This is a genomic window from Bradyrhizobium sp. UFLA03-84, from assembly GCF_002289535.1.
Lineage (GTDB): Bacteria > Pseudomonadota > Alphaproteobacteria > Rhizobiales > Xanthobacteraceae > Bradyrhizobium > Bradyrhizobium viridifuturi.
In genome coordinates this window covers 207,579-231,492 of record NZ_NSJY01000013.1, presented here as the reverse complement: position 1 = coordinate 231,492, position 23,914 = coordinate 207,579, and the positions used below count along the sequence as shown (strand labels likewise).

Below are 23,914 nucleotides of genomic sequence, written 5' to 3'. Positions count from 1 at the left end.
CTCTTCTCAAAGCCGCAGAAGAGATGCTTTTTTGCTCGCCGCTTAGTTATCCAGGAAGCTCCGCAGCTTGCGCGACCTTGACGGGTGCTTCAGCTTGCGCAGCGCCTTGGCTTCGATCTGACGGATGCGTTCGCGGGTGACCGAGAACTGCTGGCCGACCTCTTCCAGCGTGTGGTCGGTGTTCATGCCGATGCCGAAGCGCATGCGCAGCACGCGCTCTTCGCGCGGGGTGAGCGAGGCCAGCACGCGCGTGGTGGTCTCGCGCAGGTTGGACTGGATCGCCGCATCGATCGGCAGGATCGCGTTCTTGTCCTCGATGAAATCGCCGAGATGCGAGTCTTCCTCGTCACCCACGGGGGTTTCGAGCGACAGCGGCTCCTTGGCGATCTTGAGGACCTTGCGGACCTTCTCCAGCGGCATGCCGAGCTTCTCGGCGAGTTCTTCCGGGGTCGGCTCGCGGCCGATCTCGTTGAGCATCTGGCGCGAGGTGCGGACGATCTTGTTGATCGTCTCGATCATGTGCACGGGGATGCGGATGGTGCGGGCCTGGTCGGCGATCGAACGGGTGATCGCCTGCCGGATCCACCAGGTGGCGTAGGTCGAGAACTTGTAGCCGCGGCGATATTCGAACTTATCGACCGCCTTCATCAGGCCGATATTGCCTTCCTGGATCAGGTCGAGGAACTGGAGGCCGCGGTTGGTGTACTTCTTGGCGATCGAGATCACGAGACGGAGGTTGGCTTCCACCATCTCCTTCTTGGCCTGACGGGCCTCGCGCTCGCCCTTCTGCACGCCGTGCACGATCTTGCGGAATTCGCCGATCTCGAGCCCGGTGAGCGCCGCCAGCGACTGGATCTCGTGGCGCAGGTCCTTGATGCGGTCTTTCTCGTGATGGACGAAGTTCTTCCAGCCCTTGGCCGAGAGCTTCGAGACACGGTTGAGCCAGCGCGGATCGAGCTCCGAGCCCTGGTAGTTGCGCAGGAAATCCTCGCGCGCGACGCCGTGGCTGTCGCCGAGGCGCAGCAGGCGGCCCTCGAACGAGACCAGCTTCTTGTTGATGTCGTAGAGCTGCTCGACCAGCGAATCGATGCGGGCCTGGTTGAGGCGCAGCGACTTCACCTCGACGATGATCTCGTCCTTCAGCTTCTTGTACTTGCGCTCCTGCGAGGGCGACAGCGACTCGCTCTGCAGCTGGTTGGCGATGTCCTGCTCCTGCAGGCGGCGCAGCTTCTTGTACTCGGACGCGATCTTGTCGAAGGTCTCGACCACCTTCGGCTTCAGCTCGGCCTCGATGGCGGCGAGCGACATCTGGTTCTCGAACTCGTCGTCGTCCATGTCGCCTTCGGCGGCGGCCTCGGCGGGATCCTTCTCCTCGCCGCCGGCTTCACCACCGGCGGGCGCGGCACGGAACGGGGTCGGCGACGGCGGGGCTGCGGGCGGCGCGACATGGGCCGGCGCGCCGGCTTGCGCATCGCCGCCATTGCCTTCAGCGGCAGCGCCCTCGGCACCGTTGTTGCCGATCAGGTTCGGATTGATGCCGCCCTTGGACTCGGGGCCGGCATAGGTCGCTTCGAGATCGATGATGTCGCGAAGGAAGATCTTTCCTTCGTTGAGCTCGTCGCGCCAGATGATGATGGCCTGGAAGGTCAGCGGGCTTTCGCAGAGGCCCGCGATCATCGCCTCGCGGCCGGCCTCGATGCGCTTTGCGATGGCGATTTCGCCTTCGCGCGACAGCAGCTCGACGGTGCCCATCTCGCGCAGATACATGCGCACGGGATCGTCGGTGCGCTCGCCGGGCTCCGACTTCTTGACCTCGGTGACGGCCTTCTGCGTGACCTCGACAAGCTCGTTATCGGTCTCGTCGTCGCCGTCGTCCTTCTCGTCCTCGCCTTCGCTATCGTCCGCCTCGGTGACGTTGATGCCCATGTCCGAGAGCATCGACATGATGTCTTCGATCTGTTCGGGCGAGGTCGTATCGGATGGCAGCACTTCGTTAAGCTGATCGAAGGTCACGAAGCCGCGCTTCTTGGCCTGCTTGATCATCTTCTTCACCGCGGCATCCGACAGGTCGAGCAACGGCGACGGCGCGTCGGCGGAATCCTTCTCAGGAGCATCCGCTGCCTTGTCGTCTTTTTCCTTGTCCTTAACCTGCAGCGTCTTTGCCTTGGTGGCCATTCACTAAGCTCCCGAAACGCGGTCATGCAAAATGGCGCCACGCACGCGCATCCGCACGAAATCTAGATTTACTCTCTCGACGCACAAAGGGCGGCGCAAAATCTCGCCACCCCTGTCATCCGTCTCGACGGTTTCCATCTGCAATAGCCGCGAGGCTATTAAGTTTCGCTTAACCCTGTTTTTGCAGCCAAACCATGGATTTGGCGAGTCTTTTTGCGGGTTCGGCCAGCGCCGTCCGCAGCATTTTTGTTATCAGACATTACGCTGGAACCGGCCCGATAATTCGCCGAACCCTTCAATCAGGGCTTCGGTCCCATCGGCTTCTGCCATCCGGGCCTGGATATCCTGCAACCATGCCAGATTGGCCTCGCTGGAGTCTTCAGCCAAGGCTGCTTCCGCATCTTTTCTTTCCCTAAGTAAGGCGTGGGTTTTCTGATGCAAGGCAACGAGTTGACGCCAGGTCGATAAAACGTCCTCACGCGCGGCGCCAACCTGCGCCCCCCACACCGCCTGGGTTGTGATCGCCCGCTCAACCCTTTGAAGAATCTGAGATAATCCGCCCGCTTCGAGGTCGGATCGCATCTTCTCGGCCTGCTCCTCGACGTCAGGGGAATGGTGATGGTCGTGGGCAAAGGCCGCGATAATGGCGGCCCGGAGCTTGTGGGCCTCGGGATGGGCGAGCTCCAGCGCTGCCACCTCCTCGAGATGGTCGTGCAGCAGCCAGGGGTGATTGATCAGGCATTGCAGGATCAGGGCCTCGCGACGCGAGATCGCGCTGCGCTGGCCGCGCATGATCGGGCTGTTGGCGAGCTGGGGGCTCGCGGCCTGGTAGGGACCCCGTGCAATCCCGGGGGCGGCGCCGCCCTTGGCGCCGAACCGGCCGCCCTGGCCCGGTCCGCGCGGGACAAACTGACGGGGTGATTCGCCGCCGCGGCCGCCGCCGAAATTGCCCCTGCCGAAGCCGCCGCCGCGGCCATAGCCGCCACGTCCGCCCTCCGGCGCGAAATTGCGCTGCAGCCGCTCGTGCAGGTCCTGCCGGTAATAGCGGCGCACCACCTCGTCCTGAATGCCGTTGGTCAGTTCGCCGATCCGCGCCTCCAGCGCCGCACGGCGCTCGGGGGTGTCGAAATTGCCGCCCTCGATCTCGCGCGACCAGATCATCTCGGCGAGCGGGCGCGCCGCCGAGATCACGTCCTCGATTGCGGCGCGGCCGCCGGAGCGTGCGAGATCGTCGGGGTCCTGGCCTTCCGGCAGCAGCGCGATCCGCAGGCTCTTGCCGGGCTTGAGCTGCGGCAAGGCAATGTCCGCAGCACGATAAGCCGCCTTCTTGCCGGCGCGGTCGCCGTCGAAGCAGAGGATCGGTTCGTCGACCATCTTCCAGAGCAGCGCGAGCTGGTTCTCGGTCAGCGCCGTGCCGAGCGGCGCGACCGCGCCGGGAAAGCCCGAGGTGACCATCGCGATGACGTCGACATAGCCCTCGACCACGATCAGCTGCGCACCGTCATGCGCGGCCTGGCGCGCCGTGAACAGGTTGTAGAGATTGTCGCCCTTGTGAAACAGCGTGGTTTCCGGCGAATTCAGGTACTTCGCCGGAACGTCCTTCTCCAGCGCGCGGCCGCCGAACGCGATAACGCGGCCGCGGGCGTCTGATATCGGGAACATGACGCGGTCGCGGAAGCGATCGAACGGCACCGGCTTGTCCTCGCCGGACACCAAAAGCCCGGCCTCCACCATGTCCTCGGTGGAGATGCCCTGCGCGCCCAGATGCTCCTTCAGCGCAAAGCGATCCGGCGGCGCGTAGCCCATCCGGAACTGGAGCTGGGTCGCCGGCGAGATGCCGCGGTCGGCGAGATAGCCGCGCGCCTTGGCGCCATTGCGCGAGGCCAGCGTGTCGGCGAAGAACTTGGTCGCGAGTTCCATCACGTCGTGCAGGGTGCGGCGGCGCTGCTCGTGCCGCGCCGCATCCGGGCTCGCCGCCGGGATCGCCATGCCCGCCATCGACGCCAGGCGCTCGACGGCCTCCGGGAAGGTGACGCCCTCGGTCTGCATCACGAAGTCGAAGATGTTGCCGTGCTGGCCGGAGGAGAAGTCGTGGTAGAAGCCCTTCTGGTCGTTGACCGTGAACGAGGGCGTCTTCTCCTGCTGGAACGGCGACAGCCCCTTCCACTCCCGCCCCGCCTTCTTCAGCTTGACGCGCTTGCCCACGACTTCCGAGACCGGAAGTCGGGCGCGCAGCTCTTCGAGGAATTGGGGCGTGAAACGCATCTGGCTCGGGTTCGGCTTCAATCGGACATCGATATAGTGACGAAGCCCCAAACCCATCAAGTTTGTCGGCCTTCACCCGTTATCCACACCCCGGGCCACCCCGAATGACAGTGGAGAGCCCACGCAGCGAGCTTGCCCCCTCCCCGGTTCCGGGATTGGATAGCGGTATGTTCACGACATTCAGAGGCGGTCAGAGCGGCGGCTGGCAGGTCACGTCCATCACGCGGGTGAAGGGCGAGACGCTGCCGAAGGTCGCGGCGCTGTCGATCGTTGCGAGCGACTCGATCGCGCTGCCGCTGCTGCCGGCGCAGACCTCCTGGCGGCTTGCCGGCGTCGCCAGCCATCTGCGCTACACCGAGAAGGAAGAGCGCGAGAAGCCGTGCAGGCCGCGCTCGGCCGCAGCGAGGCGACGCACGCAGCGCTGATCCCGATCCGGAAATCCGCGGCGTGGTGGGAGCTGACCCAGGAGGAGCGGCGGGCGATCTTCGAGGACAAGTCGCACCACATCGCCGGGACCTTGAAATACCTGCCGGCAATCGCCCGCCAGTTGTTTCACGCCCGCGACCTCGGCATGCCCTTCGACTTCCTGACCTGGTTCGAATTCGCCCCCGAGCATGCCAGCCTGTTCGACGAACTGGTCGCCATGCTGCGCGCGACCGAGGAATGGAGCTTTGTCGAGCGCGAGGTCGACATTCGCGTCGAGCGGGAAGTGTGAAGCGCGCCGCGCGCTGTCATGCTGTATTGAATCGATCGCGCCGCAGCCCCCTCTTCACCTCTCCCGCCTGCGGGGGAGGTCGCCGCGAAGCGGCGGGTGGGGGCTCTCTCCACGATGGGACTCGGGGAGAGAGCCCCCACCCTAGCCCTCCCCCGCAAGCGGGAGAGGGGACGCGGTTCCGATGCCGCCCGATCTCCACACTCGCTAGTGCTCCAAGAATTTTCCTGACGCGATCCGCGGCAGCTCGGTGACCGGCCAGTTGTAGAGATAGGTCCACGCCTCGCTCACGCTGCCGTCGGCAAGCGTGACCTTCAGCATCTCGCGGAGATATTCGGTCGGTTGCGGGAAGCCCTCGCCGCAGGCCTCGTACATGTCGAATTCGCGCAGCATCGCCTCGCGCTCGCGCAGGCGGAACAGTTCGCCGTGCACGATATCGGCGGGATCGTCCGACACGACGAGGCCCGGATAATGCTTCACGAGGTAGAGCCGGCCGCGGCACTGCGCCGGCCCGAGGAATTCCGCATTGCCCGCGAGCAGCTTCGCCATCGGATGGTCGAAGCCGCGCATCAGCGTGCCGTAGACGAAGAGGAGATCGGAAGTCATGGCTCTCTATGTCATTGCAAGCGAAGCGAAGCAATCCATTGCGCAGCGTGCGGAGACATGGATTGCTTCGTCGCTAACGTTCCTCGCAATGACGGGGAAAACAGCTCAAGCCGCCACCACCTCATCCGTCACCACCACGAACTTCGCCAGCGTCATGCGGCCGAAGCTCGTGGTGAGCGCGACGTCGGCGGCGTCGCGGCCGGTCGCCATCAGGATGCGGCCGATCCGCGGCGTATTGTGGCGGGCGTCGAAGGTGTACCACTGGCCGGACAGATAGACCTCGAACCAGCCGGAGAAATCCATAGGCGCCGGATCCGGCGGCACCCCGATGTCGCCGAGATAGCCGGTGCAATAGCGCGCCGGAATGCCCATGCAGCGGCAGAAGGTCAGCGCCAGATGCGCGAAGTCGCGGCAGACACCGGCGCGGCTCTCATAGACATCATGCGCCGACTTCATGTGATGGGCGTGCTGATAGCCGAATGTCACATGGTGATGCACGAAATCGGTGATCGCCTGCACCCGCGCCCAGCCGGGCTGTGTGTTGCCGAACAGCGACCAGGCGATGTCGGTCAGCTTGTCGGTCTCGCAATAGCGGCTCGGCATCAGGTAGAGCAGCATGTCGTCGGGCAGTTGCTCGACCGGGAGCTGCTGCGCCGCCGGGTTGACGACATCAGGCAATCCGGAATCGCGCACCAGCGCACTGCCATGGAAAGTGACGCCGCCGCTGGGGGCAACGAGCCGCCCGCAGACATTGCCAAAGCCGTCGCGATAGAGACCGATCGGGACATTCGGCTCGGTCGCAATACTCTCGGTGCCGACGACGTCGGCGTAGCGCGACGGATGGATCGACAGCATGATCACCATCGGGGTCGGCTGCGGCGCCGTGTAGGTGATCTCGAAGCCGACCTTGATCTGCATCGTCAGACCGTCTCCCGCTCCGCCACGCTCTCGCCGACGGAGACGACCTTGATGTCGACGTCCATCGCCAGAAAGGCATCCGCAGCGCCGAGATAGACGCCATGCAGCGGGATCGCCTGGCGCGGATCGCGCGCCACCGCAACGCGGATCAGATCGCGCGTGCCAACGATGCCGTTGGTCGGATCGAACTCGATCCAGCCCGCGCTCGGCAGATAGACCTGCACCCAGGCGTGGGTCGAGCCGCCGCCGACATAGCCATGCGCGCTGCCCGGAGGCATCGCGAGATAGCCGGAGACGAAGCGCGCGGCGATGCCGAGCCGGCGCAGCGCCTCGATCATGAACAGCGCGTAGTCGCGGCAGGTGCCGGACTGCGTGCGCAGCGTGTCGAGCGGATGCTGGGTGCCCTGCTCGTACCGCTTGCGGTAGCTGAACGCCTCGCGGATGCCGTGGGTCATGTCGCTGAGAATCTTGAAGGTCAGCGTCGGCGCCTCGACATCGAGGAAGCGCCGCGCCCAGGCCGACAGCTCGCCGTTCGGGTCGCCATATTGCGGCGTGATGAATTGCTGCAGATCGGGGAATTCCTCGTCGTCGTAGAGGAACGGATAGAAGTACGCAGGATCGTCCGGCGTCAGTGCGAACCTGTCGGCGGGATTGTGCTCCACCGTCGCGGTCGAGACAAAGGACAGCGTATCGGCGCGCTCGTCGAAAGCCGCGATCGCGACGCTGTTGCCGAACACGTCGTGAATCCAGCGCAGCGACATCGGCTGCGGATCGATCACAAGCGCACCGTCGAGGACGCGCAGATCATGGCCGTCGCGGGGGCGCAGCATGATGCGGTGTTCGCCGAACGCCACCGGGCGCGCGTAGCGATAAACGGTCTTGTGATGAATAGTCAGGAGCGGCATCTTCAAACAATCATCGTGATTTCGGGCCGCATAATCTATAGAGAAAGCTGCTCGATTCCAAACCAGCATGCCGCTTGAATAGGCAAAGTTGAGGAAAAAAGCCCTTGAATGACGGCGGCGGTCCATCGTTTCTGCTCGCAAGCACCGATGTTTCACCGGTTCTTGAACGTAATGCGGCCGGCCGCTCGCCGTTCCTATTCACCTGCGATCATTACGGCAGGCTGATTCCCTCCCCGCTCGGCGATCTCGGCCTGCCCGAAAGCGAGCTGGTCCGGCACATCGCCTGGGACATCGGCATCGCCGGCGTCGCCACGCAGCTCTCCGACCTGCTCGGCGCGCACCTGATCGCGCAACGCTACTCGCGGCTGGTGATCGACTGCAACCGGCCGCCGCATGTCGCAAGCTCGGTCCCGCTGATCAGCGAAGCCACCACCGTTCCGGGCAATGAAGGCCTGTCGCGCGAGGCCGCCGAGATGCGCCGCGCACAGATCTTCGATGCCTATCACCAGCGCATCGACGGCATCATCGACGAACGTGCGCGACAGGGCATGCCGACCGTGCTGGTGTCGCTGCACAGCTTCACGCCGGTCTATGCCGGCATCGCACGTCCCTGGCACATCGGCACGCTGTATCACCACGACAAGGCGCTGCCGCCGCTGCTGCTGAAGCATCTGCGCGCCGAAGGCGATCTCGTGGTCGGCGACAACGAGCCCTACGCGGTCAGCGACGAGACCGACTACACGATCCCGGTGCATGGCGAGAAGCGCGGCCTGATGAATTCGGGCATCGAGATCCGTCAGGACCTGATCTCCGACCAGGCCGGCGAGACCGCATGGGCCGAGCGGCTGGCGCGCGTCCTCGGCGAGATCGAGACGACGCTGCGCGCCGAAGCGCTGATCTAGCGTTTCGAACGGCCGATCAGGGCGCGGCGCCCCTAGCCCGGAGGCAACCCGGCGTGCTTTAATCCCCTGGCTTGAACTTCCTGCTAGGATAGTTCCGTGGCACCCGAGCGAGTGGAAAGGCGACTGGCAGCAGTGTTGGCGGCGGATGTCGCCGGCTACAGTCGTCTGATGGGAATTGACGAGGAAGGCACGCTCGCCCGGCTCAAGGCCATCAGAAAGGAGCTCATCGACCCGACGATCGCCGCTCATCGAGGCCGCATCGTCAAGACGACCGGCGACGGCATGCTGGTCGAATTCGGTAGTGCCGTCGATGCCGTGCGCAGCTCCGCGGAGGTTCAGAGCAGAATGGCGGAGCAGAACGCCTCCGCAGCGCCACAGCAGCGGATCGAGTTTCGCATCGGCATTCACGTCGGAGACATCATCATCGACAGCGGCGACATCTTCGGCGATGGCGTCAACATCGCCGCTCGGCTCGAGAGCATTGCCGACCCGGGCGGCATATGCCTGTCCGACGACGCCTACCGGCAAGTCCGGAGCAAGGTCGAAGCAACTTTCGAAGACATGGGCCAGCAGAACCTGAAAAACATCGCCGAGCCGGTCCGCGCCTGGCGAATGAAGATCGGCGCCGGAACTTCGCCTGAGCGCCATCCGGCTGCCGCGGAGTCGCGCCATCTCCGCCCATCCTCCGGAAAACCGTCTATCGCGGTATTGCCGTTTCAGAACATGAGCGGCGACAGCGAGCAGGAGTATTTCGCGGACGGGATTGCGGAAGACGTCCTCACGACCCTGTCAAAGATTCAGGAATTGATGGTGATCGCTCGCAACTCGAGCTTCGCGTTCAAAGGGCAGAACAGGGACATTCGCGAGATCGGCCAGATACTGGGCGCTCGGTATCTGCTGGAAGGAAGCGTTCGAAAGATCGGCAATCGCGTCAGGTTGACGGCGCAGTTGATCGATGGTCGGGACGGCGGCCACCTCTGGGCGGATCGCTTTGACGGAGACCTGGACGACGTGTTCGATCTTCAGGATCGAATAACGCAAGAGATCGTCGAAGCACTTGAAGTCCAGTTGACGGTCGGCGAACGCGCACGGGTATGGAGAAAACGCTCCGGCAGTCCACTGGCTTATGAGTATGTCTTGAAGGGACGCGCACTCTACGTCAATTTCTCAAGGCAAACCCACGCACAAGCCCGGAAGCTTTTTGAGCAAGCGCTGGAGATCAACCCCGCCTTTATGCCGGCACTCTATCTGTTGGGCCTCACTCTGACCGATCAAGCGCGCTTCGGTTGGACGAAAGCCGAAAATGAAACGTATCAGGCCGCGCTGCACTGCGCCGATCGGGCGCTCGCCGCCGACACCAGCTTCGGCGAAGCATATTTGGTCATCGGCTATGTTCGCACCTTTCAACGCCGCCATGACGAGGCCGTGGCCGCAGGAGAAACGGCGATCAGCCTCGCTCCCAGTAGCTCCGATGCCCATCACATGGCTGGCATGTATCACGGCTATGCTGGCAATTTCCGAAAGGCCGTCGTCTATGAAGAGCACGCCCAGCGGCTCAGTCCGATCGAGCGCAATGAATCCATGGTCGACGAAGCGCGAGCAAGATTCCATCTCGGCGATTTCACGGTGGCGCACGAGATTGCCTCCCACGTATTGAAACAGCGGCCGCTCTGGCTGACCGCGCAATCGACGCTCATAGCGACGCTCTGGAATCTCGGCCGGCAAGGCGAAGCGCGCGCCGCAGCGGCCGACTTGCTGGGGGGCCATCCCAATTTCACCCTGGCGCGCTGGGCGCGGCTGCTTCCGTATCGCCGGCAAGACGACCTGGACGCATTGGTCACTCCCTTGCGGATGGCGGGGCTTCCGGAGTGAGGCTCCGTCACTCGGCAAGTATCCTCGAGCCGCGATCGGGCGGCGTGCTTGGCTCAATTCGGCCGGCGGCGCCAGATGAACACGAGATAGAGCAGCACCGGCAGGCCGAGCGCCGCCCATGAGACGGCATCCCACAAGCCGTCGCCGACCAGCGCGCTGATCAAGCCCACCGTGCTCACGATTGCGATCACGAGCGGGGCGACGAAGATCTGTGTCAATGAGCGATGTGCGACCATGCTGACGTCACGACGTGAGCGCGGGGTTGTCGATAGACGCGGCGTTGGCGATGGCGCGCTCCTGGCTCACGCCCGCCTTGCGCCGGCGCATCCACAGATACACGCCGGTCACGAGGATGAAGATGGTGAGGATGTCGAGCAGCGCCCAGACGATCTTGAGCGGCATGCCGCCATAGTCGCCGAAATGCAGCGGCTGCGAGATGTACAATGTCGACACATACCAGGGCATGTCGCGGCTGTCGGTCAGCGTGCCGGTCTCCGCATCGATCAACGCGGGCTTCAGGAGCCGCGAGGTCAATGGCGTATCGCCGTGCAGGAACACCGCATAGTGGCTCTTGCTGCTGAACAGGGTCCCCGGGAATGCGACGAAGCTCGGCGTCATGCCGGGCACCGCATGCCTCGCCACCTCGACCGCGCCGTTCAGCGAGGTCAGCTTCGACGGCACCGGGCGGTCCTTGTACTGCGCGGTCATCTCGGCGAGCTGGCCGAACTGCCACATTTTGAGCACGAGGTCGGCCCAGGTGTTGATGACGCCGGTGAAGCCCACCACCAGCGTCCAGGCGACCAGCAGGATGCCGGCGAGATTGTGCACGTCGAGCCAGCGCACGACGCGGGTGCGCTGCGCACGGTAGGCGCCGAAGCGCAGCTTCCGCATCGACGGCGCGTAGACCACGATGCCGGAAACGATCGCGACGCAGAACAGGATGCCCATCAAGCCGAGGAACAGCTTGCCGGGTAGCCCCGCGAACATGTCGGTGTGCAGCTTCAGCATGATGTAGGTGAAGCGGCCGGTCACATCGGGGGAATCGAGATAGGCGCCGCTATGCGTGTCCATCCGGATCAAGAGGTTGTTGACCGGATCGGCGTCGATCGTCGGGCCGACGCTGACCCATATCGCGCCGGGCTCGTCGCGATCCCAGATCAGAAAGTGCGGTACCTTGCCCGGCGCCTGCGCGAGCGCGTTGGCGAGCAGATGGTCGAGATTGGCCGGCGGCGTGCCGGCCGGCATTTCGGCCGGCTTGACCGAACTGTGCAGGAGATCGTCGATCTCATCATGGAAGATCAACGGCAGGCCGGTGATGCACAGCAGCAGCATGAACAATGTGCAGATCAGGCTGGTCCATTTGTGGACGGCGCCCCATCGCCGCAGGGATTTGGTCGTCGCAGTCAACGTCGCTACCTAATTCCGGAGTCTCCATTCTTGCCTAACACGATGTCGGATGCGCGCAGCAGCGCGTCGATTAGAACTCATCCAGTAACGGGCTTATCATTGATCGTGTTGCGATCGCGCAACGAAGGCCGCCGCGACCTGCGACGATGCGTCCCGTCTTTCGGCGCTGTCGTTAGGATGGTTCTAAACTGAATCGATGGCCGCGCCCTGTGCAAGGCGCGGCCATCGACCAACCAGCCTCAGAGATCGACGACGCGCTCCGGATCGGCGGCGGCGAGCGCTGCCGCCCGCTCGGCGCGCGGCGGATAGATCCAGACGGTGTTGATCTCCCGCTTGGTCTTCTTGGCGACGTCGCCGACCAGCTCGACCTTGCGTTCCCAGCCGCGGGTGAACAGCGCGCCGGCCTCGCCGAGGTCGAGGCAGGTGACGTAGACCTTCTGATGATACGGTCTGGTCGGCACGCCGAGCAGCTCGGCCGCGGCATTGTTGCCGGCGAAGGCGCCCATCCGCGTCGCGTGCTGGCACGACATCAGCGCATAGTTGCCGACGTCGTCGCACGCGGCCCGCGCCGCATCGCCGGTGGCGAACACGCCTGCGACCGACGGCACGCGCAACTCGCGATCGACCAGCAGCCGGCCGAAACTGTCGCGCTCGGCAGGGACCTGCTGGGTCAGCGGCGCGGCGCGAAGGCCGGCCGACCACACCACGGTCGCGGCCTCGATATGCTCGCCACTGGAGAGTGTGACGCCGGACTTGCTGATCTCGGCGACGCCGGCGCCGAACCGGCCCTCGACCCCGAGCTTGCGCATCGCGTCCTCGATGACCGGGCGTGCATCCGCACTCATGTCATGCGCGATCGCAGCGCCGCGATCGACGATGACGACGCGGGGCTTCGCGTCCTTGCCGAGGATGTCCCGCAGGCGCGCCGGCATCTCGGTCGCCGCCTCGATGCCGGTGAAGCCGCCGCCGGCAACGACGACGGTGTCGCGTGCTGCCGAGGCCGGCTGCCTGGCGAGGCCGTGCAGATGCCGGTCGAGCGCGACCGCGTCCTCGAGACTGTCGACGCTGAAGCCGTGCTCGGCAAGGCCCGGCACGTTCGGACGAAACAGCCGGCTCCCGGTCGCCACCACCAACCGGTCGTAGGGCAGCGTCTTGCGCGCGTCCCTGGCGGTGACGATCTGCACGGTGCGCGCCTTGGTGTCGATCGCCTCGGCGCTGCCCTGCACATAGACGACGTCGATCGCGTTGAAGATGTCGAGCAGCGGCGCGGTGAGCGTTTCCGGCTTCGGCTCGTAGAGCCGCGGGCGGACCACGAGGGTCGGCTGCGGCGCGACCAGCGCGATCTCGAGTTCCTCGGGCGATACGCCCTGAATGTCGCGCAGGCGGGCTGCAGATAGTGCGGCATACATGCCGGCAAAGCCGGCTCCGATAATAACCAGTCGCATATAATATCTCCTTTGGGTTGGCAGTCTCTGATGTCCGCGCGTCGCCGCCGCTGATGGGTCTTGCGGCGATCTCGGCGCGAATGGGGTGAGGCAATGCGGCGACCGCCTAGCGACGCTCGGCGCAGCCCGACACGAACGACGTTCGAGCGGCCGTCTCGCAAGCTGGACGACACGCGTCAGAGGTGAGCGATCCGCCGCGGCGGAAGGCGATCGGTTGGACCGCGGCCGCGAGCCAGTCCCCATCGACGATCGGGGCGTTGTCGTTGATCATGACCGACGTGATGGGATTGGCACCCTGAAACGCCTGTGCCGAAGCATCCGTGTCTGCACTCGTTGTCGACGTCAAGCGAACGGTCAGCGTCAGCCCGTACATGAGCGCAGTCGCCACAATCCGCCGTCGGCGCGTGATTGCAAGAGAACTGCCGAAATCCTTCCAAACCATCGCTTGTCTCCGTTGTTGGCATGGGCGCCACGGTGATCTAGCGAATGGGGCTTGTGAGCGCCCAAGAGCGATTGCCTGACCTGAAGAGCGATTGCGGCTACCGCAGCCGCCGCCGCCAATCGCTCGGGGTCTCACCGGTCAGCTTCCGGAACGCGGCGGCAAATGCGGTCTGCGAGCCGTAACCGAGTGCCGCGGCGACTGAGACGACGGATGCATCGGTGTCGCGCAGCATGTTCATGGCCTGCTCGAGCCGGTGCTGGCGCAGCCAAGCATGCGGCGAGAGCCCGGTGCTTTCCTTGAAGGCGCGGCAGAAATGAAAGCGCGATAGGCCGACATCCGTTGCCAATGCCGCGAGCGAGACGTCGGCCTCGCCGTCCGAGCGCAACCGCTCGATGGCACGGCGCAGCGCCTGCGGCGCCAGCCCGCCGCCAACCGACCGGACCGGCGCCGGCGCGCCGGTGTGCGCCGCCAGCAGCCGCGTAGCCAGAAGATCCGTCAGTTGCTGCCTGAACAACGTATCGAGGACCTCGTTGCCCTGCAGCGCATCCGCCGCGCTCAACAGCAATCGGGACGTAATGGGGTCCGGATGCGCCGTCCGCTCCAGCAGATCAGTCGATGGGACGTCGGCCTCGTCGGCGACGCGCGCGAGCGTCGTCCGGGGAAGATAGAGCTGAACGACGTCAACGGGTTTCGGAATATCCCATCGGGAGCTTGATCCCTCGGGTATGATGATCAGGACCCCGGGACGAAACGTGCCGATTGCGACCGACCGTCCTGACCGGCGCTCCATGCGCTGCATCGTACCATTGTAGGCCATGATCACGTGGTGGCTCATCGGCTCGACGACGTCGTGCAGCGGCTCGTGTTTCCAGTGGGCGATCCCGCCACCGGCAGCATCCAAGGCCATGCGAAACGGAGTGGTGCCGAGCACGCGCGCCATCTCCACATCGGCGGCACGATGCTCGGTACTCGGCTGCTTGGCCTGACGCGCCTCGGACGAAGGCGGCAAACTCTCTGGGACATCACGCAACAGCAGCTCGGTCATGGTATCGGGCTCGTCTTCGGAGCAGTAAATTTCGATCGAAGCGACTGCCACGTTCGTCAAACCGCCGATACCGTGCGCGAGGATAGGTTGCCTGTACCGAGGGTTAGGTCGACTGGGCCCCGCACGCCGAGGGAACGCCAACGCATGCGCCGGAATACGTTGCCGCTTCAGCAGCTTAGGGCGGCGTCGACGCATCGCCGCCATCACGGCGTCGTGGATCCGCATAACTCGGACAAATGCTATCCGCGTATTGCATGGCAAAACTCGGACTGATATAGTCCGCGTCATGGCACACGTCACCGTGAGCGTCGAATACGGCATCCATTGCCTGCTGTGGCTGGTCGGCTCCGGCGACAAGCCGTTGAGCAGCCGTGACCTCGCCGAGTTGCAGGGCATTTCGCCGAGCTTCGTCGCCAAGATATTTCCGAAGCTGGAGAAGGCCGGCATCGTAAGGGCATCCGAAGGCGCCAGAGGCGGATATGTGCTCGCGAAGGCGCCGAAACAGATCAGCTTCCTGGACATCGTCGATGCCATCGAGGGCGATAAGCCGCTGTTCGACTGCCAGGATGTCCGCTTGCGATGTCAGCTGTTCGGCGCAAGACCGCCGACATGGGCCGCGAAGGGAACGTGCGCCGTTCACGCCGTAATGCTTCGCGCGGAGAAGGCCATGCGCGACGCCCTGGCCGAACAGACCCTCGCCGACGTTGCGCAGCGTTTCGGGCGTACCGCACCCGCAGCGTTCTTCGGGGACGTCCAGGACTGGATCAGCGACCGCGTCAAGGATCGCCCCCGAAGATCCGACCCGACCGACGGTCCCAACAAGTCGCCGAAGCGACGACCGCGCAGGTCGAAGCGGGAGAGCGGCCGATGACGGGCACGTCGCGTTTCGCTGAGGATTTCGGCTTCGCCCTGTCGGGTTGCGGTGTCGGACTGCTGCTGGCTGGGTCGGCGCTTGGGCTGACCGGCCTCTGGGCTGCCGTCGCGGCGTGCTGTTGCATTCTAGTCGGCATCTGCTGCATCTGGTCCGGGCGCCGGCGGACGAAGCGCACAGACAAGGCCGAGCAGGCACTGCGCATCATCGAAAGCATGCCGGCGCTCGCATGGTCGACCGATGCCCGCGGCAAATTTCTCTATATGAGCCGCCGTATCAGGACCCTCACGGGGCTCTCCAAGAAGGACCTGTCGCCGCTTGGACGGGACGCCTTCGGCGTCAGAAACCTCGCTCATCCCGATGACTATGATCGGCTCGTGGCAGCCTGGCAGCACAGCCTCGCGACCGGCGATCACTATGATCTGGAGCATCGCATTGCGATGGCGGACGGCGTCTATCGCTGGTTCCGCAATTTCGCATCGCCCGAACGCGATCAGGACGGGCGGATCGCCGCCTGGTACGGCACCACCATCGATGTCGACGACGAGAAGCAGGCCGAAGCAGCCCTGCTCGAACGCGAACAGCAACTGTCCCGACTGGTCGATTCCGTACCCGGCCTCATCTGGAGCCTGGCCCCGGATGGCGAACCCACCTACTTCAACAAGCGAATGGCGCAATTCACGGGGCTGTCGATTGACCAATTGAGTCATCTCGACGCTGGACGGCTCGCAGCGACGATCAAGATCATCGTGCATCCGGATGACGCCGTCGTCGTCACCGACGCGGTTCGCGGTTCGATGGTGAGCGGCGAGCCGTTCTCGTTGAAACATCGGCTTCGTCGCTCGGACGGCGTGCATCGCTGGGTGGAGGCACGCGCTGCGCCGATGCGCAATGCTGAAGGTGTCGTGGTGCAATGGTACGGCGTCTGTCTCGATATCGAAGATCAAGTCCAGGCGCAGGACGAGCTGCGGCGAACCCGGGACACCCTGGGACGCGCAAGCCAGGCGGCCAGCCTGGCGGAGCTCTCCGCTTCGATCGCCCACGAGGTCAATCAGCCTCTCGCCGCCATCGTCGCCAATTCGCACGCCTGCCAACGGTGGCTGGCCGCGGATGCGCCGAATGTCGAACGCGCGCAACTGATCGTTACGCGCATCATTCGCGACGCCAATGCAGCCGCAGACGTGGTCAGCCGCATTCGCGCGCTGTTCAAACAATCGACGCAAGAGAAGCGACGCGCGACGCTCGGCGAGATCATCGCGGAAGCACGTGATCTGATGATCGACGCCGCACGGCAGAGCCGCGTTAGCGTCGCGATGCAGATCGAGGCCGGCCTGCCTGCCGTGGTCTGCGACCGGATCCAGATCCAGCAGGTTTTGATCAATCTCATACGCAATGCGATCGAGGCCATGGAGGGCCTTCGAGACGCCAAGCCGCTTGCCATCCGCGCGCGCAGATCCGGCGGCAGCGTGCGGATCGAGATCAGCGATCGCGGTCCCGGGGTGGAATCGTCGGACCGGATATTCGAGCCGTTCGTAACGACGAAGACGGACGGCATGGGAATGGGGCTCGCAATCTGCCGCTCCATTGTCGAAACCCATGGCGGCCGGCTGTGGACGGAGACCGGCCCGGCCGGCGAGACAACGTTCACGTTCACATTGCCGGTGGAGGCCGACGAGGCCGTCGCAGTGTGATGACCGCGCATCGAACGTCGGTCATCGCCGTCGTTGGTGACGACCCAAAGATGCCGGAGCAACTGTTCTAATCGGGGAACTGGCGCGTGGCGCTAGTCCGATGAGGAGGAAGATATGACACATGAACTCGAGGCGTCGCAGAACCCCGATTCGGGTCGGATGCGGCCAAACGACGAGGCCGAGCGGCCGCTTGTCATCATCGTGGACGACGATCCGGCGGTTCGCGAAGGCGTGCAGGAACTGATGTTGTCGGCCGGCATGGAGTGCGCCTGCTTTGCCTCGCCGCAAGAACTGTTCGCGGCAAGCGTATGGGAGAGGCCCGGGTGCCTGATTCTCGACGTTCGGATGCCGGGATCGAGCGGTCTCGATCTGCAGCACCAACTCGCAGCGAACGGCAAGCGCAAGCCGATCGTGTTCCTGACCGGCCACGGCGACATCCCGATGACGGTCCAGGCCATGAAGGCCGGCGCCGTCGACTTTCTGACCAAGCCGGTGCGCGATCAAACCCTGCTGGATGCGGTGACCGCCGGGATCAGGAAGGATCTCGCGCAACGCGCCGATGCCCGGGCCGCCGAACGCACGGTCCGACGGCTGGAATCGCTTTCTCCGCGCGAACGCCGGGTGCTCTACGAGGTTGCGCGCGGCCGTGCGAACAAGCAGATCGCCTTCGATCTCGGCATCAGCGAAGTGACAGTAAAGCTGCACCGCGCCAACGTGATGCGCAAGATGCAGGCGAGCTCGATCGGCGATCTGATTCGCATCTGGGAATCCCTGCCGGCCCCGATGCGCGAGACCTGCGCGGCCTAGCCAGGATCGGATCCGCGTTCAGCGGGCTGCCGCGGCGTGAACGGTGTGCTTGGCGCGCCATTTGGGGCCCGGCCCGCGCATGTAGTGGAGCTCGGGGCGGTAGGGATCGCGAATTCGCGCGATCAGATTCTGCCAGCCGGTCGCGATCGCGTTCAGACGGCGGCAGAGAGGCAGCAATGACGGCATGGCTGCCTCTCAGTGCGGTTTGCCGAGAACGAAGGCGAACGGCAGGATGACGATCTCCTCGCCGGCCTCGTCGCTGACATGCACGGCCCAGTCGCGCCAGTCTTCCAGACTGACCGTCGCGACCAGCGAGCGCATCATGCGCGTCGCGGCCTCGCAGGCCTCGGAGAGGTTGTCGACCGAGGTGCCGCGGCGATCCATCAGCACGCCGCGCGTATTCGAGCAATGGAAATAGACCTGTGTCATGTCCGTATCCTCGCAAGCGCCGGGCGATCGGGCTCGCCCTTGCATGACGAAGCTTTACGCAGGCCGGGCGGGACGATCCGTGACGCGGCTCACACGGGTGCGGGCGCCGCGGCGGGCCGCCTCACCAAATCGCGATTTGACAATTCTCCTACATTTGTCAAATTCGTCAAATGGGACCGAAGACCCGCATCCTCGATGCCACCATGCTGGTGTTCCGCCGGCACGGCTTTCGCCGCTCCTCGATCGAGCAGGTCGCCGAGGCGGCCGGCCTGACGCGGCAGGCGCTCTATCATCATTTCGAATCCAAGGAAGCGCTGTTCCGCGCCGTGATCGAGCGCATCCATGAATCCGCGATCGCTGCCGAGGAGGCAGCCGTGGCCGAAGCCGAGACGGCAGGCGGCAATCTCGGCGACATCCTTGCCGCGGGCATGACCGCGCGGATGTCGACCATGATCGGATCGCTGGATGGCTCGCCGCATCTCGAGGAACTGTATTCCGAGCACCTCGTGCACGCCCGCGACCTCTACCAGACCTATGCGGCGCGATATGCGGAGCGGATGGTCGCGACGATCGCGCGGAACGTGCGCCGGCAGCAGCTCGCGCTGCCGCAAGACCTGTCGCCGGCCGAATTCGCCCGGCTGGTCGAGATGTCGATGTACGCAGCGAAATCGCAGTACCCGGCGATGCAGCCGGCGGACGCGTTCCTGAAGGACATGGCGATCATGGTGCGAACGCTCTGCGCGGGCGTCGTACCGAAATCCGAGAAGCCGCCCACCAAGAAGGCGGCGCCCGCAAAGAAGCCGACACGCAGGACAACTGGAGGACAGTCATGACCACGACGACCGTCAACGGCCGCGTCGAATCCCTGCCCGATGATCCCGACGCGCTGCTGATCGACATCGTGCGCGACCAGCTCAAGCTCACCGGCACCAAGCTGGTGTGCGGCGCCGGCGTCTGCGGCGCCTGCACGGTGCTGGTCGACGGCGCGCCGGTCGCAAGCTGCCTGATGCCGGCGCAGGCCGCGGCCGGCAAGGCGGTGACGACGGTGGAGGGCATCGGCGCCGCAGGGCTGCATCCGGTGCAGAAGGCGTTCATGGCGCATGACGCCCTGCAATGCGGCTTCTGCACGCCGGGCTTCATCGTTGAGGCGACCGCGTTCTGCGACCAATGGCGCGCGACCAGGGGAACGGCGGTGCCCTCGCGCGAGGAGATCGGCGCGGCGCTGTCGGGCCATCTCTGCCGCTGTGGCGCCTATGACGGGATTTTCCGCGCGGTCGCGGATGCCTGCGCCGGCCGCTTTGACGGCGACCATGTCGCAGCGCCCCGCATCGAGGCGCGCGACAAGGTGACGGGCGCGGCGAAATACACCGTCGACATCAACCATGACGGCCAGCTCGAAGGCCTGATCCTGCGCTCGCGCGAGGCGCATGCGCGCATCGCCGCGCTCGATCTGGCTCCGGCGCGCGCGCTCGCGGGCGTCACCGCGGTGTCGCTGCTCGGCGACGACAAGGTCGTGCGCTATGTCGGCGAGCCGATCGCGGCGGTCGCAGCAAAGGACCGCAAGACGGCGCTGGCCGCGCTCGCCGCGATCAAGCTGACCTACGACAAGCTGCCGGCGGTGGTCGGGCTCGACGCCGGACGCAAGGACGGCGCGCCGGTGGTGTTCGACAAGGCGAGCCGCAAGCGGGCCGGCAACGTCTCGGAAGCGGCCGGCGGGCCGGCGCCGTGGAAGCAGAACATCCGCGGCCCGACCGCGGTGTTCTCGACCCGCGCCAAGAAGGCGCGCAGCTGGGTCGACGAGGCACGCCAGGCCAATAACAAGCTGCTGGTCGAAGCCACCTTCCGCACCGCCACGCAGCAGCATGCCTGCCTCGAACCCCATGCCGCGGTGGCGCGCTTCGACGGCGACCGCCTGACGCTGCACGCATCGACCCAGCAGGTGTTTCACCTGAAGGAGCAGATCGCCAAGCGCTACAGGCTCGATCACCACAAGGTCCGCGTCATCGCCGATCACGTCGGCGGCGGCTTCGGTTCGAAGGCGAGCCTGGGCACGGAGACGATTGCTGCGATCGAGCTGGCGCGCGAGGCGAAGGCGCCGGTGCGCGTTGCCTACGATCGGCAGGAGGAGCTCTCGGTTGCCGGCTATCGGCCGGCCGCGGAACTGAAGGTCGCGTTGCTGCCGTCCGACCAGGGCGGCCTGAAGGCGCTCTCCGTCACTGCGCATGCCGATACAGGCGCCGCGACCAATTCGACCATCGCCGGCCTGGCACGGCTGATCTATCCGGCCGAGGCAAAGGACCTGTCGGATTTCGACGTCATCAGCAATCTGCCGCCCGGCGCCGCCTTCCGTGGCCCCGGCGGGCCGCCGATGGCCTTCGCGGTGGAGCAATCGATCGACGAGGCCGCGCTGCGGCTCAAGGTCGATCCGATCGCCCTGCGCAAGCGCTGGGATCCCGATCCCAACCGCCAGCGGCTCTACGACTGGGCCTCCGGGCTCGATATCTGGCGCAATCGCAAACCGGCACAGACCGGCCGCTATCGCCGCGGCATCGGCGTCGCCACCGGCTACTGGCTCTATCTCTGGCAACCCAATGTGAAGGTGGAGGTCGCGGTCAAGGCCGGCCGCATCGTCGCCAGCACCGCGACGCAGGACATCGGCACCGGCACCCGCAGCGTGCTGGCCGACACCATCGCGCGCGAGTTCGATCTCGAACCGTCTGACATCGATGTACGGATCGGCGATTCCTCGCTGCCCGAAGGGCCCGGCTCCGGCGGCAGCCGCGTCACCGCCTCGGTGATGCCGCCGACCTTGCAGGCGGTGCGGAAACTGAAGGCTCAAATCCTCGAACAGGCGACACGAAAGCCTGCGCCCGGCTCGAACGCGCCCTGGCGCGAGCTGATCGCGCGCTCGCCCGATATCGCCGTCGTCGAGACGCGCGGCGAGGACGGCAAGAACACCGCGCCCGGCATCCGCTCGCCGCTGCGCGAGGTCGGCCTGATGGGCATGGTGTTCGGCTGGATGATGCGCCGCTTCTCCAACATCGCGGTCGGCGCCGGCGTGCCGAGCTCGGTGCAGGTGATTGAGGTCGAGGTCGACACCTGGCTCGGCCATGTCCGCGTGCTCAACGTCCACACCGGCATCGCGGTCGGCAAGATCGCTTCTCCCGCGCTGGCGCGCAGCCAGGCCTGCGGCGCTGTGATCCAGGGCCTCGGCTACGCGCTCTACGAAGCGCGCGAGCTCGATCCGAAGACCGGCGACGTGCTGACCGCGGGGATGGAAGACTATCGCATCCCGGGGATCGCCGACACGCCGGCGATCGATGTGCATTTCGACGAAGCCGGCTTCGACCATGTGCTCGGCAACAGCGTCGGCATCGGCGAGGCCTCGACGGTGCCGACCTCGGCCGCGGTCGCCAACGCGATCCACGATGCGATCGGCGTCCGCCTCACCGAGATTCCGATCCGGCCCGACCGCATCGTCGCCGCGCTGAAGGGGAGGACCGCCGCATGAGCGCCGCAACTGCAATTGCAATGTCCGCCCCCGAATTCCGTGCCGCCGGCACCGACCTGTCGGAGCGCCGCCGCAGCGGCCTGTCGTGCGGAGAGGTCATCGATCTCACCGCCAGTCCCGAGACGATCGGGGTCGCGTGGAATGCGGACGGCTCGGCGCGGGTCGGCGCGCTGACCGCGATCGCGGCGATCGCATCGGACGCGCGGCTCGCCCAGGCCTATCCCGGCATCGCGGCTGCCGCACTGGGGCTCGCCACGCCGCAGATACGGCACATGGCGACGCTCGGCGGCAACCTCGCGCAGCGCTCGCGCTGCTGGTACTACCGCAATCCGCAGATCGCCTGCCTCAAGAAAGGCGGCGCCGACTGCCCGGCGCGATCGGGCAACCACCTCTATCACGTCGCGTTCGATCTCGGTCCTTGCGTGGCGCCGCATCCGTCGACGATGGCGATGGCGCTGATGGCCTATGGCGCAAAGGTCAGCACGGACCGGCGCAGCGGATTGTCGATCACCGACCTGCTCGGCGACGGCAGCAACGGTGCGGCCGACAATCTGCTTGCGCCGGGCGAACGGATCGAGCGGATCGAGCTCCCTGCCCCGCTCGCCGGCGAGCGCGCGCACTACAAGCGCGCCATCAGCCGCTCCTATGCGGAATGGCCGCTGGTCGAGGTCTGCGCGCGGGCGGTGATATCAGGCGGCACATTCCGAGAGGTCCACATCGCCGTCGGCGGCATCGCGCCGGTGCCGCTGCAGCTCACCGCATGCGCGGCTGCGCTGGAGGGAAAGCCGGCCACTGCCGCGACCATCGCACAAGCCGCCGAGCTGGCAACATCGGGAGCCAAGCCGCTGCCGATGACCGGCTACAAACTCGAGCTGCTGACCGGCCTGGTGCGCGACGTAATGGAGCGGATCGCGACGTAGCGCGTGATGCGAGCAGGTCGGAGAACGACGGCGCTGCGCTCCCTCGCCCCGTTCTTACGGGGAGAGGGTTGGGGTGAGGGGCCATCTCCGCGTAACCGCCGGCAGCTGCATTTGCGGAGACTCCCCCTCACCCGGAACGCATCTGACGATGCGTTCCGACCTCTCCCGGCACGCGGGGCGAGGTGAAGCAGAGGGCGCGCAGGCTCTCACCGCGCCCGGGTCAGCGCCAGCCAGATGCCGCCGCCGATCATAAAGCCGCCTGAGATGCGCGACATCAGTCGCGTCCGCTCCTTGGAGAAGAACTTTCGGGCGCGGCCGGCGGCCAGCGCGTAGGCGGCATCGGTCAGCACCGCGGTCGCCATGAAGGTGACGCCGAGCAGCGCCACTTGCGGCAGATGCGGCTTGTCCATATCCATGAACTGCGGAATGAACGCGCCGAAGAACACCAGCACCTTCGGGTTCGACAGCAGCACCAGAAAGCCCTGCAGGAAGAAGCCGCCGCGCGGTGGCGGCGGCTTGTCGTCGGTGCCTACGCCCTCGACCGGCGAGCGGATCAGCTTGATGCCGAGCCAGACCAGGTAAGCGGCGCCGGCAAAGCGCACCCAGTTGAACCAATAGCCCATGGTCGCCATCAGCGAGGTCAGGCCGACCGCGACGATGCCGATCACGATCGCAAGCCCGACCTGCGCGCCCAGCACGTTGGTGAGCGCCGCGCGCGTGCCGTAGCGCAGCCCGTTGGCGATCACCATCGTGACGATCGGACCGGGCAACAGCGCCAGCGCGATGCAGGCGGCGACGAAGGCGAAATAGGCTTGCAGGGACATGGGGGGCTCTTCTGGTTCTTTGCTGCCATTATGCACGCGAGCAGCCGACAAGGAAACATCTCTGCTCCCTCGCCCCGCTCTTGCGGGTTGGACCTGTCCCCCTCACCCGGATCGCATCCGACGATGCGACACAGCCGAAGCTTCGCTTCGGCGTTCTTTGGGACGGC

Annotated in this window: 21 protein-coding genes and 1 pseudogene; 9 read left to right on the top strand and 13 right to left on the bottom strand. The window is 65.5% G+C overall.

The window, feature by feature from the left end; translation table 11 throughout:
• Positions 1–42: 42 nt before the first annotated feature.
• Both rpoD and dnaG read right to left on the bottom strand, forming a co-directional pair.
• Positions 43–2,175 carry an RNA polymerase sigma factor RpoD gene (gene rpoD, locus CK489_RS15140; RefSeq protein WP_050628887.1) on the bottom strand — a complete coding sequence of 711 codons (2,133 nt, stop codon included), beginning with the start codon at positions 2,173–2,175 and terminating at the stop codon, positions 43–45.
• A 252-nt stretch (positions 2,176–2,427) separates the two neighbouring features.
• Positions 2,428–4,440 carry a DNA primase gene (gene dnaG, locus CK489_RS15135; RefSeq protein ID WP_050628915.1) on the bottom strand — a complete coding sequence of 671 codons (2,013 nt, stop codon included), beginning with the start codon at positions 4,438–4,440 and terminating at the stop codon, positions 2,428–2,430.
• Between the two features lie 167 nt (positions 4,441–4,607).
• On the opposite strand from dnaG, the pseudogene CK489_RS15130 reads away from it, so the two are divergent.
• Positions 4,608–5,155, top strand: a pseudogene (locus CK489_RS15130) (chlorite dismutase family protein).
• A gap of 204 nt (positions 5,156–5,359) precedes the next feature.
• On the opposite strand, the gene CK489_RS15125 reads toward CK489_RS15130, so the two are convergent.
• From CK489_RS15125 to CK489_RS15115, 3 genes are all read right to left on the bottom strand, one after another.
• Positions 5,360–5,758 (bottom strand): gamma-glutamylcyclotransferase family protein, encoded by a 399-nt coding sequence (locus CK489_RS15125; protein ID WP_095732809.1) that lies wholly within the window; start codon positions 5,756–5,758, stop codon positions 5,360–5,362.
• A gap of 105 nt (positions 5,759–5,863) precedes the next feature.
• On the bottom strand, positions 5,864–6,676 hold the full coding sequence (locus CK489_RS15120; RefSeq protein ID WP_095732808.1) for a transglutaminase-like domain-containing protein: 813 nt from the start codon (positions 6,674–6,676) through the stop codon (positions 5,864–5,866).
• Positions 6,677–6,678: 2 nt separating this feature from the next.
• Positions 6,679–7,581 (bottom strand): transglutaminase family protein, encoded by a 903-nt coding sequence (locus tag CK489_RS15115; protein ID WP_095733645.1) that lies wholly within the window; start codon positions 7,579–7,581, stop codon positions 6,679–6,681.
• A gap of 104 nt (positions 7,582–7,685) precedes the next feature.
• Here CK489_RS15115 and CK489_RS15110 point away from each other — a divergent pair, with 104 nt between their 5' ends.
• Positions 7,686–8,483, top strand: a complete 798-nt coding sequence (locus CK489_RS15110) for an N-formylglutamate amidohydrolase (protein ID WP_095732807.1) — start codon at positions 7,686–7,688, stop codon at positions 8,481–8,483.
• A gap of 96 nt (positions 8,484–8,579) precedes the next feature.
• Positions 8,580–10,355, top strand: coding sequence for an adenylate/guanylate cyclase domain-containing protein (locus tag CK489_RS15105; protein ID WP_245350380.1), 1,776 nt, complete (start codon positions 8,580–8,582; stop codon positions 10,353–10,355).
• A 53-nt stretch (positions 10,356–10,408) separates the two neighbouring features.
• On the opposite strand, the gene CK489_RS15100 is transcribed toward CK489_RS15105, so the two are convergent.
• From CK489_RS15100 to CK489_RS15080, 5 genes are all read right to left on the bottom strand, one after another.
• Complete coding sequence (locus CK489_RS15100; protein WP_095732805.1) at positions 10,409–10,591, bottom strand: hypothetical protein; 183 nt, start codon at positions 10,589–10,591, stop codon at positions 10,409–10,411.
• Positions 10,592–10,598: 7 nt separating this feature from the next.
• The gene (locus CK489_RS15095) at positions 10,599–11,762 is read right to left on the bottom strand and encodes a PepSY-associated TM helix domain-containing protein (protein ID WP_095732804.1); all 1,164 of its coding nucleotides are present in this window, start codon (positions 11,760–11,762) and stop codon (positions 10,599–10,601) included.
• Between the two features lie 239 nt (positions 11,763–12,001).
• Positions 12,002–13,207: an NAD(P)/FAD-dependent oxidoreductase gene (locus CK489_RS15090; RefSeq protein ID WP_095732803.1), complete on the bottom strand. Its 1,206-nt coding sequence runs from the start codon at positions 13,205–13,207 to the stop codon at positions 12,002–12,004.
• A 106-nt stretch (positions 13,208–13,313) separates the two neighbouring features.
• Entirely contained in the window at positions 13,314–13,649 is a 336-nt protein-coding gene (locus CK489_RS15085; RefSeq protein WP_095732802.1) for a hypothetical protein, read from the bottom strand.
• A 97-nt stretch (positions 13,650–13,746) separates the two neighbouring features.
• Positions 13,747–14,694 carry a helix-turn-helix transcriptional regulator gene (locus tag CK489_RS15080; RefSeq protein WP_095732801.1) on the bottom strand — a complete coding sequence of 316 codons (948 nt, stop codon included), beginning with the start codon at positions 14,692–14,694 and terminating at the stop codon, positions 13,747–13,749.
• 286 nt (positions 14,695–14,980) lie between these two features.
• Here CK489_RS15080 and CK489_RS15075 point away from each other — a divergent pair, with 286 nt between their 5' ends.
• The 3 genes from CK489_RS15075 to CK489_RS15065 all read left to right on the top strand — a co-directional run bounded on the left by CK489_RS15075 (position 14,981) and on the right by CK489_RS15065 (position 18,063).
• Positions 14,981–15,565: an RrF2 family transcriptional regulator gene (locus tag CK489_RS15075; protein ID WP_050628879.1), complete on the top strand. Its 585-nt coding sequence runs from the start codon at positions 14,981–14,983 to the stop codon at positions 15,563–15,565.
• A complete protein-coding gene (locus CK489_RS15070) occupies positions 15,562–17,256 on the top strand; it encodes a PAS domain-containing sensor histidine kinase (protein WP_095732800.1) in 1,695 nt (564 codons plus the stop codon). The genes CK489_RS15075 and CK489_RS15070 overlap by 4 nt, the downstream gene beginning before the upstream one ends.
• Positions 17,257–17,370: 114 nt before the next feature.
• A complete protein-coding gene (locus CK489_RS15065) occupies positions 17,371–18,063 on the top strand; it encodes a response regulator transcription factor (protein ID WP_245350379.1) in 693 nt (230 codons plus the stop codon).
• Between the two features lie 18 nt (positions 18,064–18,081).
• Here the strand turns inward: CK489_RS15065 and CK489_RS41730 are convergent, their stop codons facing one another.
• Both CK489_RS41730 and CK489_RS15060 read right to left on the bottom strand, forming a co-directional pair.
• Entirely contained in the window at positions 18,082–18,249 is a 168-nt protein-coding gene (locus CK489_RS41730) for a hypothetical protein (protein ID WP_198960929.1), read from the bottom strand.
• Between the two features lie 9 nt (positions 18,250–18,258).
• Entirely contained in the window at positions 18,259–18,492 is a 234-nt protein-coding gene (locus CK489_RS15060) for a DUF6894 family protein (RefSeq protein ID WP_050628876.1), read from the bottom strand.
• A gap of 170 nt (positions 18,493–18,662) precedes the next feature.
• Here CK489_RS15060 and CK489_RS15055 point away from each other — a divergent pair, with 170 nt between their 5' ends.
• Genes CK489_RS15055 through CK489_RS15045 form a run of 3 tightly spaced genes read left to right on the top strand, consistent with a single transcriptional unit; the run spans position 18,663 to position 22,923 of the window.
• Positions 18,663–19,325: a TetR/AcrR family transcriptional regulator gene (locus tag CK489_RS15055; protein ID WP_095732799.1), complete on the top strand. Its 663-nt coding sequence runs from the start codon at positions 18,663–18,665 to the stop codon at positions 19,323–19,325.
• Positions 19,322–22,003, top strand: a complete 2,682-nt coding sequence (locus CK489_RS15050; RefSeq protein WP_095732798.1) for a molybdopterin-dependent oxidoreductase — start codon at positions 19,322–19,324, stop codon at positions 22,001–22,003. The genes CK489_RS15055 and CK489_RS15050 overlap by 4 nt, the downstream gene beginning before the upstream one ends.
• The gene (locus CK489_RS15045) at positions 22,000–22,923 is read left to right on the top strand and encodes an FAD binding domain-containing protein (RefSeq protein WP_095732797.1); all 924 of its coding nucleotides are present in this window, start codon (positions 22,000–22,002) and stop codon (positions 22,921–22,923) included. Before CK489_RS15050 ends, CK489_RS15045 begins: the two co-directional genes overlap by 4 nt.
• 206 nt (positions 22,924–23,129) lie before the next feature.
• On the opposite strand, the gene CK489_RS15040 is transcribed toward CK489_RS15045, so the two are convergent.
• Positions 23,130–23,747, bottom strand: coding sequence for a LysE family translocator (locus CK489_RS15040; RefSeq protein WP_050426284.1), 618 nt, complete (start codon positions 23,745–23,747; stop codon positions 23,130–23,132).
• Positions 23,748–23,914 lie beyond the last annotated feature (167 nt).